This window comes from Streptomyces sp. 3N207, from assembly GCF_052246355.1.
Classification (GTDB): Bacteria; Actinomycetota; Actinomycetes; order Streptomycetales; family Streptomycetaceae; genus Streptomyces.
In genome coordinates this window covers 315,604-327,253 of the sequence record NZ_JBQQBV010000005.1, presented here as the reverse complement: position 1 = coordinate 327,253, position 11,650 = coordinate 315,604, and the positions used below count along the sequence as shown (strand labels likewise).

Annotated in this window: 10 protein-coding genes; 4 read left to right on the top strand and 6 right to left on the bottom strand. The window is 69.5% G+C overall.

Translation table 11 applies throughout. The annotated features are described in order from the left end of the window. Nucleotides 1-10: 10 nt before the first annotated feature. The 3 genes from ACTWP9_RS11055 (at nt 11) to ACTWP9_RS11045 (ending at nt 4,142) form a co-directional block, all read left to right on the top strand. A complete protein-coding gene (locus tag ACTWP9_RS11055; RefSeq protein WP_443245957.1) occupies nt 11-2,035 on the top strand; it encodes a CocE/NonD family hydrolase in 2,025 nt (674 codons plus the stop codon). A 122-nt stretch (nt 2,036-2,157) separates the two neighbouring features. Next, the gene (locus ACTWP9_RS11050; RefSeq protein WP_443245867.1) at nt 2,158-3,255 is read left to right on the top strand and encodes an NAD(P)/FAD-dependent oxidoreductase; all 1,098 of its coding nucleotides are present in this window, start codon (nt 2,158-2,160) and stop codon (nt 3,253-3,255) included. Continuing rightward, nucleotides 3,252-4,142 carry an RNA polymerase sigma-70 factor gene (locus tag ACTWP9_RS11045; protein ID WP_443245866.1) on the top strand — a complete coding sequence of 297 codons (891 nt, stop codon included), beginning with the start codon at nt 3,252-3,254 and terminating at the stop codon, nt 4,140-4,142. Before ACTWP9_RS11050 ends, ACTWP9_RS11045 begins: the two co-directional genes overlap by 4 nt. Before the next feature lie 69 nt (nt 4,143-4,211). Here the strand turns inward: ACTWP9_RS11045 and ACTWP9_RS11040 are convergent, their stop codons facing one another. From ACTWP9_RS11040 to ACTWP9_RS11015, 6 genes are all read right to left on the bottom strand, one after another. Then, nucleotides 4,212-4,949 (bottom strand): HAD family hydrolase, encoded by a 738-nt coding sequence (locus tag ACTWP9_RS11040; protein ID WP_443245865.1) that lies wholly within the window; start codon nt 4,947-4,949, stop codon nt 4,212-4,214. After that, complete coding sequence (locus tag ACTWP9_RS11035) at nt 4,946-5,752, bottom strand: DeoR/GlpR family DNA-binding transcription regulator (RefSeq protein ID WP_443245864.1); 807 nt, start codon at nt 5,750-5,752, stop codon at nt 4,946-4,948. The genes ACTWP9_RS11040 and ACTWP9_RS11035 overlap by 4 nt, the downstream gene beginning before the upstream one ends. Nucleotides 5,753-5,908: 156 nt before the next feature. Further along, nucleotides 5,909-7,099 (bottom strand): zinc-dependent alcohol dehydrogenase, encoded by a 1,191-nt coding sequence (locus ACTWP9_RS11030; RefSeq protein WP_443245863.1) that lies wholly within the window; start codon nt 7,097-7,099, stop codon nt 5,909-5,911. After that, complete coding sequence (locus ACTWP9_RS11025; RefSeq protein WP_443245862.1) at nt 7,096-7,992, bottom strand: carbohydrate ABC transporter permease; 897 nt, start codon at nt 7,990-7,992, stop codon at nt 7,096-7,098. Before ACTWP9_RS11025 ends, ACTWP9_RS11030 begins: the two co-directional genes overlap by 4 nt. Beyond that, nucleotides 7,989-8,951 carry a carbohydrate ABC transporter permease gene (locus ACTWP9_RS11020; RefSeq protein ID WP_443245861.1) on the bottom strand — a complete coding sequence of 321 codons (963 nt, stop codon included), beginning with the start codon at nt 8,949-8,951 and terminating at the stop codon, nt 7,989-7,991. The genes ACTWP9_RS11025 and ACTWP9_RS11020 overlap by 4 nt, the downstream gene beginning before the upstream one ends. 109 nt (nt 8,952-9,060) lie before the next feature. Next, entirely contained in the window at nt 9,061-10,410 is a 1,350-nt protein-coding gene (locus ACTWP9_RS11015) for an ABC transporter substrate-binding protein (protein WP_443245860.1), read from the bottom strand. A 282-nt stretch (nt 10,411-10,692) separates the two neighbouring features. Here ACTWP9_RS11015 and ACTWP9_RS11010 point away from each other — a divergent pair, with 282 nt between their 5' ends. After that, nucleotides 10,693-11,610, top strand: a complete 918-nt coding sequence (locus ACTWP9_RS11010; RefSeq protein ID WP_443245859.1) for a carbohydrate kinase family protein — start codon at nt 10,693-10,695, stop codon at nt 11,608-11,610. Nucleotides 11,611-11,650 lie beyond the last annotated feature (40 nt).

Genomic DNA, 11,650 nt, shown 5'->3' with positions numbered 1-11,650 from the left:
GGCTGCGGGAATGAAGGAGGTCAGCTCCTCACCCCACGCCATCAAGCAGGAGGAGCACGTCTGGATCCCGACCCGGGACGGTACCCGGCTGGCCGCGCGCATCTGGCGGCCACTCGCCTCCGACACCGAACCGGTCCCGGCGATCCTGGAATTCATCCCCTATCGCCAGCGCGATCTGACCGCCCTCCGAGACTCGATCAACCATCCCTATATCGCGGGGCACGGTTATGCCTGCGTGCGGGCGGATCTGCGGGGCAGCGGTGACTCCGAGGGGCTGCTCAGCGACGAGTACCTCGAACAGGAGCTCCGGGACGGCGAGGACATCCTCGCCTGGATGGCCAAGCAGCCCTGGTGCAACGGCCGCACCGGAATGATGGGCATCTCCTGGGGCGGCTTCAACGCTCTGCAACTGGCCGCGCGCCGCCCCCCGGGGCTCGGTGCGGTAGCCGCGCTCTGTTTCAGCGACGACCGCTACGCCGACGACGTGCACTACATGGGCGGGTGCCTGCTCAGCGACAACCTCTCCTGGGCCTCGACGATGTTGGCCTACACCTCGTGCCCGCCGGACCCCCAGGTGGTCGGCTCCCGGTGGCGGGAAATGTGGTACGAGCGGCTCGACGGGATGAGCCCGTGGTTGGCCGAGTGGCTGAACCACCAGCGGCGCGACGAGTACTGGCAGCACGGTTCCGTCTGCGAGGACTACTCCGACATCGCCTGCCCGGTGCTCGCCGTCAGCGGCTGGGCCGACGGCTACTCCAACGCCGTCTTCCGCTTGATGGAGCGGCTCAAGGTGCCCCGCCGGGGGCTGATCGGCCCGTGGTCGCACAAGTACCCGCACCTCGGCGTGCCCGGCCCCGCCATCGGCTTCCTGCAGCAACTCGTGCGCTGGTGGGACCACTGGCTCAAGGACGAGGAGAACGGCGTGATGGGCGAGCCGATGCTCTGCACGTGGATGCAGGAGAGCATGCCGCCGTCCACCTCCTACGACCAGCGTCCCGGGCGCTGGGTGGGGGAACCCAAGTGGCTCTCGCCGCATGTCCGACGGGTCCGGTACCCACTGGGCGACCATCGGATCGGACAGCCCGGTGAGCGGCTCGAGTCACCGCCGCTGAGTGTGGAGTCACCGCTGTCGGTGGGCCAGTTCGCCGGGAAGTGGTGCTCCTACAACGCGCCTCCCGACCTGCCCTACGACCAGCGCGAGGAGGACGGCGGTTCGCTGGTCTTCGAGAGCGAGCCGTTGACCGAGCGCTGCGAGATACTCGGCGGGCCGGTGCTGTACGCGACGCTGGAGGTGGACCGCCCGGTGGCGATGATCGCGGTCCGGCTCTCGGATGTCGCACCGGACGGACGTGCGACGCGGGCGACGTACGGGCTGCTCAATCTCACCCACCGGAACGGGCATGCCGAGCCCGAGGCCCTCCAACCCGGTGAGCACTACCGCGTGGGCGTCCAGCTCAACGGTGTGGCGCAGGCATTTCCGGCGGGCCACCGGATCCGGATCGCACTGTCGACCTCGTACTGGCCGCTGGCGTGGCCGCCGCCGGAGCCGGTGCGGATGACCGTGCATCCGACCGAGAGCGAGCTTGAACTGCCGATCCGCTCGATCGTCGAACCCGGAGAGCTGCCGACACCGCTGTTCGGGGCCCCCGAAGGCGCGCCACCGCTGTCGAGCAAGGTGATCCGGCCGGGTGAGCACCGCTGGACGGTTTCGCGTGATCTTGTCGACTACGGGTCGGCGCTGGAAGTCGTCAAGGACCTCGGCGTGATGTACATGGAGGACATCGATCTGCGGGTGACCCGCCGCGCCTTCGAGCGCTACAGCTGGACCGGCGACGACTTCGGATCGGTACGCGGCGAGATCGAGTGGGTCATGGGCTTCGCCCGCGATGGCTGGGACGTGCACACCGCGACCCGCACCGTGCTGACCTCGGACGAGTCGAACTTCTATCTGCACGCCACCATGGATGCCTACGAGGACAACCGCCGGGTACGGTCCCGCAACTGGGGATGGACCATTCCGCGGGACCACGTCTGAAGACGTCACGGAACTGCGGACCCATTCAGTGACGCAGTGACGCAGATCACTCGGCCCGTCCGTCACGGGCGCGCGGTGGGCTGCATCCCGTGTGTGAACTGATCGCACAACGGGAGGCACACATGAGGGTCGTGGTGGTGGGCGCCGGCTACGCGGGGACGATCGCGGCGAATCGGCTGGCCAAGAAGGTGAAGTCGGCGGAGATCACGGTGATCAACCCCCGTCCGGACTTCGTCGAGCGGGTGCGGCTGCATGAGCAGGTCGCCGGGACCAGTGCCGCGGCGACCCCGCTGACCTCGATGCTGCGCGAAGGGATCACAACGCGGCTGGACACCGTCGACAAGATCGGCGACGGCCAGGTCGCTCTCGGCGACGGGTCGAGTCTCGACTTCGACCACCTGTTCCTCGCGGTGGGCAGCACAGTCGCACCGCTGCAGGGCACCGTTCCGGTGGGGACCTGGGAGGGCGCGGAGGAGGCGCGGGCCGCGCTGGCCGGGCTGCCCGGCGGAAGGGCGGTCACCGTTGTCGGTGGCGGGCTGACGGGCATCGAGACGGCAGCCGAGATCGCCTTCGGCCGGCCCGACCTCCGCGTGCGGATCGTGGGACAGACGATCGCCGCGAGCCTGTCGGCGGGGGCGCAGAAGCGTGTGCGGACCGGCCTGGACCGCTTGAACGTGGAGATCGTGGAGGACTCCGTCGCGCAGATCGACCCGGGCGCCGGGGAGGGAGGAGGCGACAGGGTGCTGCTCCACTCACGCCCGCAGTTCACCTCCGACCTCACACTGTGGGCGATCATCGGGGGCGTGCCCGACCTGGCCGCCCGTAGTGGGCTGGAGGTGGATGCCGACGGGCGTGCGGTGGTCGACGAGCATCTGCGCAGCGTGACCGACCCGCGGATCTTCGTCGTCGGTGACTGCGCGGCGGTCCCCGGCGCACGGGCGGCCTGTGCGACGGCCATGCCTCAAGGGGCGCACGCAGCGGATACGCTGGCGCGGGTGATCGAAGGCCGTACACCCGAGCCCTACTCCATGGGGTACACCGGACAGGCGCTGAGCCTGGGCCGGCGCGACGGGCTGCTGCAGTCCGGCCGCAGGGACGACACAGTGCGGCGGCTCTACTTCGCCGGGCGCACCGCGGCCGCGGCCAAGGAGCGAGTCTGCCGCTACGCGAAGTTCGGCGCCCGCACCGCCATCTACTCCTGGCTGCGGGGCCCGAAGTGACGGAACAGCCGGGCCCCGGGGACGAGTTCACCGCGCACCGGGCCCTGCTGTTCTCGATCGCCTACGAGATCCTCGGATCGGTGGCCGACGCCGAAGACGTCCTGCAGGACAGCTACCTGCGGTGGCGGTCGGTGAACCACACCTCGGTGGAGAACGCGCGGGCCTATCTCGCGCAGATCGTCACCCGGCAGGCGCTCGGCGTACTGCGGTCGGCCGTCCGCCGCCGGGAGCAGTACGTGGGGCCGTGGCTGCCCGAGCCGCTGGTGACCGACGCTGCCGGCGACGCATCCGACGCCGTCGACCATGTGCTCACCGGCGAGGCCGTGACCACCGCGATGCTGCTGGTGCTGGAGACCCTTACCCCGACCCAGCGCGCGGTGTTCGTGCTGCGAGAGGTGTTCGCGTTCGACTACCCGGAGATCGCCGCCGCGGTGGGCAAGTCCGAGGCCGCGGTGCGGCAGCTGAACCAGCGCGCCCGCAACAGCGTGCGCGCCAGGCGGCACACCGCCGTCGCCGCACCGGCTGAGGCACGGCCGATTGCCGAGCAGTTCCTGACGGCGGCCGCTACCGGTGACGTCCAAGGTCTGATGGACCTGCTCGCACCCGACGTGGTGTTCCTGGGCGACGGCGGCGGGATCGTGAACGCGGTGCGGCGCCCCGTGACCGGGCCCGACAAGGTGGCCAGGCTGCTCCTCGGCCTCCTGGCCAAGGGCGCCCGCATGGGCGAACTCGACATCCGCATCGGCACCTACAACGGGATGCACTCCGTCGCGGTGCTCATCGACGGCGTACTCGACCAGGTGACCTCGATCGAGGTACGCGGCAGTGCCGTGACGGCCGTCTACTGCGTCCGCAACCCGGAGAAGCTCACCGCCGTCAAGATCTGAGCATGTCCCGCTCCCGGTCCAGAACGCCAGGACGTACATGAGCAGCAGGAACGGGCGGCCGGGTGGCTGTCAGCTCACGAGCCGGAGGACGTCGGCCAGACCACGCTCGCCGGTGCGGTTCTCGGACGGGAGGATGTAGGTGCGCAGCCCGCAGGTGGCCGCGCCGCCGTCGCGGACCGGGTTGTCGCCGACCATGAACGCGGCGCGGGGCTCGGCTCCGAGGTCGGCGCACGCCTTGAGGAACAGTTGGGCGTCGGGCTTCTCGCGGCCCTGCTCGTAGGAGATGACGCAGCCGTCGATCAGGGCGTCCAGCCCGTGGTGGGCGAGGTGGGTCCGCAGGTCCCAGGCGAAGTCACTCACGATGCCGATGCGCAGTCCGCGATCGTACAGGGCGTGCAGGGTGGGCCCGGTGTCGGGATAGGGGACCCAGGCGTCCGGGGCGGTGAGCTGCTGGTAGGCCGCCTCCTCAGCGCCGCGTAGGAAGTCCACGTGCCGCCACCATCCCCACATGGCGCGGCGGTGCCGTTCGGCAGAGAGGTCCCGGCCTTCCTGGAGGGCGATGACCGCGGGCAGCCGGAACGCCGTGCGCAGTTGCCGGGAGATCTCGGCCACCGCGCCGGGTTCGTCCAGCACGGCCAGGCGCCCCGAGGACTCCCCGACCCGGCGCAGCCACGTCTCCAGGTCGATCATCTGGAAGATCGTGTTGCTGAAGTCGAAGAGCACCGCTTCGACCCGCGGGAGCGGAGCGGCCATCTCGGCGGCGGTCAGCCGGTAGGTGCTGGGAGTTTCGAACAGGCTCTGTATCACGGGGAAGCTTCTCCGCGGTCGACCACCTCGACGGGGACTTCGAAGCCGCGTACGGCCGCGACCTCTGCGTCGGGGGTTCGGGAATCGGTGATGACCGTCTCGTATTCGGCCACGCTGCCGTAGCCGTACGTGGCGGTCTTGCCGAACTTCGAATGGTCCACCAGCAGCAGGGATCGTTCCGCGGAGGCGAGCATGGCCAGCTTCACTTCGGCGTACTCGTTCAAGGGGTGGAAGAGCTGGCCGGAACGGATGGCGGTGGCGGACATCAAAGCGAGGTCGGCGTTTATCCGGGACAGGGCGCGAGTGACAGCGGGTCCGGTGCAGGAGTTGAAGTCGCCGTGATAGCGCCCGCCGAGCAGGGTGACGTGCACGCCGGGGGCGGACCCCAGGCGCTGCGCCAGGCCCACCGAGTTGGTGACGACGGTGAGCTGGTCGAGTCGGGCGAGGGCGGGAGCCAGAGGGTAAAGGGTGGTGGAGTCATCCATGAGCACCGTGCTGCCGGGCTTGATGCGGTCGACGGCGGCCTTGCACAGTACGGTCTTGTCCTGCAGACCGGCGCCCTCGCGGAACCGGGTGGCGGTTTCCATGGTGAGGGCGGGGAAGGCGACGGCCCTGCCTCGCTCCTTGCGGAGCAGGTCACGCTTGGCGAGGTCGTCGAGGTCGCGGTGCATCGTCATCAGGCTGACGTCGAAGTGCTCGGCAAGGTCGTCGATGCGGGTCTCGCCGTGATCGACGACGTACCGCAGAACGGCCTGACGTCGTTCCTCGACAGCGGCCTGCGACAGCCGTGTCCTGGTGGGCACTGCGGTCCTCCTTCCCGTTCGCTTCCGGTCTGCGTCAGGTGGCCGGCCGGACTGGGCCGGGCCGGACGATTGCGGCTTCGAAGTCTCGCACAGGGCCGTCGGCTTGCGGCCGGCCTGCCCGCCGCGGGGAGACCGGCCCGGGTGTCTGTGCACCACTTACGGGCCCGCCACGGTGACCAGGACCTTCACGTGTTCCGGGTCCACCGCGGCGGCGAAGGCTTTGCCTGCGTCCCCCAAACCGTAGGTGGCGGTGACCATTTCGCCGACGTCGACGGCGCCCGAGGCGATCAGCGAGATGGCGGTGCGGTAGTCCTCGGCGGTGTACATCAGGGTGCCCTCGATGCGGATCTCCCGGTCCTGGACCAGGTCCAGGCGGATCGGGGTCGTACCGGCGGCTCCCACGCCCACGACGACGACATGGCCGCCCTTGGCCACCAGGTCGACGGCCTGGGCCATGGACTGCTCCCGGGCCACGCAGTCGAAGACGACGTCGACGGGCCCGCCGAGCACCGAGTGGACCTGTTCGGCCAGGTCGGGCGCTTCGGCGGGCACGGCCACGGCGGCGCCTAGGCGCAGTGCGCGGTCCCGCTTGCTTTCCAGTGGGTCGGTGACGGCGATCCGGGCGGCGCCTGCGTGCCGGGCGGCGATGAGGGTGAGCAGGCCGATGGGGCCGGCGCCGAGCACGGCGACAGTGCGGCCGGTGAGGTCGCCGGCCTTCGCCACGGCGTTTACGGGGGTGGCCAGCGGCTCGACGAGGGCGGCCTCGATGTCGGTCATGCCGTCGGGGACGCGGTGGACCCGGTCGGCGGCGATGGTGAACAGGTCCGTCATGGCGCCGGGCGTCTGGCAGCCGAACACCTTCAGTTCCTGGCAGATGTTGTAGCGGCCGGAGCGGCACTGGGGGCACGTACCGCAGTACAGGTTCGGTTCGATGATGACCCGGTCGCCGGGAGCGAAGTCCTCGGCTCCCTCGCCCGTCGCGGCCACCACGCCGACCGCCTCGTGGCCGGGACGGTAGGGCAGGTCGATGAACGGGTGGTGGCCTGCCGCGGCATGGGTGTCGGAGCCGCACACGCCGACGACCGTCGCACGGACCAGGAGTTCGTCACTTCCGGGTACGGGCGCCGGCACCTGCTCGATGGTGATGTCGTCGAGGGAGCGGACGAGCACGCGGCGGATCTGCTGGGACATGGTGGCGGAGTTCCGTTCGGCTAGGGCGTTCACGCGGTGGCGAGGCCGGGCTGGATCTGGGTCTTGCGGCAGCTGCCCGCCGGCCTGGGCGTTGCCGGTGGCGTCGACGGCTGCGAGCTCCGCCTTGCCCGGCTCGGCGATGACGGCGGCCCTCACTTGACGGCTCCCAGGGACAGGCCGCGCACCAGCTTGTCCTGCGCTGCGAACCCGGCGATGAGGACGGGCAGCGACACCAGGGTGGCTGCCGCGCACAGCCGGGCCAGGAAGAGGCCCTCGTTGGTGATGAAGCCCACCAGGAACACGGGCGCGGTGGATGCCTGGGTCGCGGTGAGGTTGACCGCGAACAGGAACTCGTTCCAGCTGAAGATGAAGCAGATCAGCGAGGTGGCGGCGAGTCCCGGCATGGCGACCGGTGCGACGACCCGCAGCAGCACAGTGGGCAGTCCGGCGCCGTCCACCTCGGCGGCCTCCAGGATTTCCTTGGGCACCTCGGCGAGGAACGACCGCATCATCCATACCGCGATCGGCAGGTTCATGGCGGTGTAGAGGATGACGAGCGTCCAGATGTTGTCCAGCATCCCGACGTCTTTGACGATCACGTAGATCGGCAGCAGTGCCGCGATCAGCGGGAGGAACTTCGTCGACAGGAAGAAGAACATCACGTCGGTCCACTTCTCGACCGGCTTGATGGACAGCGCGTAGGCCGCCGGCACCGCCAGGACGAGGACCAGCAGGGTCGAAAAGACGGCGGCCATGGCCGAGTTGAGCAGGTACGGGGTGATGTCCCGCTCCAGCAGGAGCGAGTACTGATCCAGGGTGAACGGCGCGAAGAGGCTGGGCGGGTTGGTCGCGGCGTCGGCCTCCTGGTGGAAGGAGGTGAGCACCATCCAGGCCACCGGGGCGAAGAAGGCCAGGGTGGCGAGCCATGCGACGAAGGTCCACAGCGGTGACAGGCGCGGGGCCTGCCCGGGGTCGTCGTGACGTCGACGGCGCAGAACTCTCCGGGCGACGGTGCCGGAGGCTGCCAGGGCGGTCGTCCGGGCGGTCATCGGGACGCCTCCTCACGGAACAGGGAGGCGACGGTACGCAGGGCGAACGTCGCGATGACGATCGAGCCGATCACCACGACGACGCCGGCGGCCGCGGCCTGGCCGTACTCGAACTTGCGGAACATGGTCAGGTAGATCTCGTAGGGCAGGTTGGTGGTCCGGGAGCCCGGCCCGCCCTGCGTGATGGTGAAGACCGCGTCGAAGGTCTGCACCACGAAGATGCTGCCGAGCACGATGCCCAGCTCGATGTACTGCCGCAGGTGAGGCAGCGTGATGTGACGGAACGTCTGCAACGCCGAGGCCCCGTCGACCCGGGCGGCCTCGAGCACGTCGCCGGGCTGGGCCTGAAGGCCGGCCAGCAGGATGAGCATCATGAACGGAGTCCACTGCCACACCAGCGCGATCACCACGGCCGGCATGGGGAAGTTCGACACCCAGTCGACGGTGGGGCCGTTGGCGGCGCCGAAGAACCGGTAGACGGCGTTCAGGGTGCCGTTGAGGAGCCCGTAGTCAGGGTTGTAGAGGGCGTGCTTCCACAACAGCGCACCGGCCACCGGCATCACCAGGAACGGTGCGGTGAGCAGAGTGCGCGCCAGGCCCCGGCCGAGGAAACGGCGGTCGAGCAGCAGCGCCAGGCCCAGGCCGATGAGCACGCTGAGGATCACCACGGACGCGGTGAGTACGACGGTGTTGAGCACCGCGGAACGCAGCCGCGCGTCGGTGAAGACGAACGTGTAGTTGGACAGTCCGGTGAAGCGGCGGTCGCCCGGCCGCAGAATGTTCCACTGGAAGGTCGAGATGACGAGCGTGGCCACGAACGGCAGTTGCGTGACGATGATCGTGAAGATCAGGGCCGGCAGCAGCGGGATACGCCGCCGCCACTTCCGGTCGCCCGTGGGTCTGGCGGGGCGGACGGGTGGTCGGTCGGTCTTCGTGGGGGCATGGACGAGCGTGGTCATGGGCTTTCCTCGCCGATGGTGATACCTCCCAGGCCCTCAGGACACTGAGGGAGGCCATGGTCGGGGGGACGGTGCCCCGGCCGGCTGGGCGGCCGGCCGGGGCGGAGCGTTACTTCTGCTTCTTGGCGACGTCCTCCGCGAGCTTCTGGCTGTCGTCAAGGGCCTTGTCCACGCTGGTCTTGCCGGCGATGGCGGCGGAGATCTCCTGGGTCACCTTGGTCCCGAGGTCCTGGAACTCGGGGATGGCGACGAACTGGATGCCGCCCGTGGGCCGCGGCTGGACACCGGGGTTGGACGGGTCGGCCTGCTGAATGGACTTCAGGGTGACGTCGCCGAACGCGGCGGACGCCTTCTTGTACTCGGGGATCTCATAGGTGCTGGCCCGCTTCCCGGCGGGGACCCGCGACCAGCCGAGCTTCTCGCCGACGAGCTTCTCGTACTTCTTGCTGGACGCCCAGAGCATGAACTTCGAGGCGGCGTCGGCCTTTTTGGTGGTCTTCGGCATCGCCCACGCCCACGACCAGAGCCAGCCGCTGCTTTCGGTCTTCTCCACGGGCGCGTACGCGTAACCGATCTTGCCCGCGGCCTTGCTGGACTTGGCGTCCTCCAGCGACCCGGCCGCGCTGGTCGCGTCGTACCACATCGCGACCTTGCCCTGGCTCATCGCGTTCAGGCACTCGGTGAACCCGGCCTGCGGAGCGCCCGCCTCACCGTGCTTCTTGACCAGGTCGACGTAGAACTTCGTGGCCTTCTTGAAGCCGCCGCTGTTGACCTGCGCTTTCCAGTCCTTGGTGAACCAGGTGCCGCCGAAGGTGTTGGCCATACTCGTCAGCGGCGCCCCGAGCTCGCCCCAGCCGGGCAGACCGCGCAGGCAGATGCCCTTCATTCCCGGCTTGGCGCCGTCCGTCTTGGCAGCGAGGTCTGCCACCTGCTGCCAAGTCGGGCGCTCGGGCATCTTCAGGCCCTTCTCGGCGAAGACGTCCTTGCGGTACATGAGGAAGGAGGACTCACCGTAGAACGGCAGGGCGTAGAGCTTGCCGTCCTTGCCGGACAGAGACTGCACCATCGGCTTGAGCAGGTCGGCCTTGTCGAAGCTCGCATCCTTGTCGGCGTAGGAGCCGAGCTCGTGCAGCCAGCCGTTCTCGTGCCAGATGGGGACTTCGTAGGCGCCGACGGTGGCGACGTCGTACTGGCCCGCCTGGGAGGCGATGTCCTGGGTGACTTTGTCGCGCAGCTCGTTCTCGGGAAGGACCGTGAAGTTCACCTTGATGCCGGTGTCCTTCGTGAACGTGTCCTTCGTCAGCTTGGCGATGTCCTCCATCTGCGGGTTGCCGACCATCAGCACGTTGATGCTCTTTCCCCCGCCCGAGGAGCCGCCTGCTCCGGCGCCCGAACACGCGCTGGCCAGGAGGGTGGTGGCGGCTGCGCCGGCGATGAGGGCATGTCTGATCGATGGCATGGCGAGGGACCTCTCGTGCGGGTGGTGGCGACGGGGCTCCGCAGGTACAGCACGCCGCACGTCGGGTGACGCGGCTCAGCGGCGGTGGCGTCGGAGGTGGAGCGAGGAGGGAGCGGTAAGACGGTGCGGGAGGCGGCTCAGGGGTGTCGAGCGCGGTATCGATAGCAGAATTATTAGCAGCAGACTGCGCTGTTGTTAACACATCTTGCGAGATTTTTTTCTCGAACTTATCGTTGCGCCGCTTCCGCACCCTGCCCGCCGGTCCCGAACGAAGGAGCAGACATGATCACGGTCGTCGGCGAATCCCTGATCGACCTGGTCGGATCCGCTGGGGAGCGCACGTTCGCCGCCCTGCCCGGCGGCAGTCCGGCCAACGTCGCCGTCGGCCTCGCCCGACTCGGCAACCAGGTCACGCTGGCCACACACCTCGGCGACGACACCCTCGGCCGCCTGGTCCGCGAGCACCTGGAGCACAGCGGCGTCCGGATACGGATCCTCCCGGGGGCGAAGGAACCGACCAGCCTCGCCATCGCCACCCTCGATACCGACGGGGTCGCCGACTACGACTTCCGCGTCGCCTGGGACATCCACGAGCCCCCCGTGCTCGACGACTCCTGCCGGGCCGTGCACACCGGCTCGCTCGCCACCACCCTGGCACCGGGCGCGGACGTCCTTGAAGCCTTCCTGGCCGCCGAACGCGCACGCGGTGCCGTGACCCTCTCCCTGGATCCCAACATCCGCCCCTCCCTCCTGCCCTCACGGACCGAGGTGGTCGCGCGGGTCGAACGGCAGGTGGCCATGGTGGACGTGGTCAAGGTCAGCACCGAGGACCTCCGCTTGCTCTACCCCGGGGAGAAGGACACCGAGGTGGCCCGACGCTGGCTCGCCTCAGGGCCGGCCCTCGTCGTGGTCACCCGCGGCGGCGCCGGCGCCTGTGCCGTGACGGCCGCCGGAGAGGTACGGCAACCCGCGTCCCGCGTGGACGCCGTCGACACCGTGGGCGCCGGGGACGCCTTCACCGCCGGCATCCTCGACTGGCTCGGCCAGGCCGGCCTGCTCGGCGGAGCCCGGCGCGGACAGCTGGCCGGCCTCGACCGCACGGCGCTGGGCGACCTGCTGCGCACCGCGTCCGTCATCGCCGGCATCACCTGCACTCGGCAGGGCGCCGAACCACCCACCCGTACGGAAGTCGCGGCGTAACAGGGTTCCGGCCCTGCGGGCCCGCCACCGCTGCGACGGA

What these genes read in the sequence shown, in the direction of transcription:
- ACTWP9_RS11055 (WP_443245957.1), top strand. Translation starts at nt 11, where the DNA reads ATGAAGGAGGTCAGCTCCTCACCCCACGCCATCAAGCAGGAGGAGCAC.
- ACTWP9_RS11050 (WP_443245867.1), top strand. Translation starts at nt 2,158, where the DNA reads ATGAGGGTCGTGGTGGTGGGCGCCGGCTACGCGGGGACGATCGCGGCG.
- ACTWP9_RS11025 (WP_443245862.1), bottom strand. Translation starts at nt 7,992, where the DNA reads ATGACCGCCCGGACGACCGCCCTGGCAGCCTCCGGCACCGTCGCCCGG.
- ACTWP9_RS11020 (WP_443245861.1), bottom strand. Translation starts at nt 8,951, where the DNA reads ATGACCACGCTCGTCCATGCCCCCACGAAGACCGACCGACCACCCGTC.
- ACTWP9_RS11015 (WP_443245860.1), bottom strand. Translation starts at nt 10,410, where the DNA reads ATGCCATCGATCAGACATGCCCTCATCGCCGGCGCAGCCGCCACCACC.
- ACTWP9_RS11010 (WP_443245859.1), top strand. Translation starts at nt 10,693, where the DNA reads ATGATCACGGTCGTCGGCGAATCCCTGATCGACCTGGTCGGATCCGCT.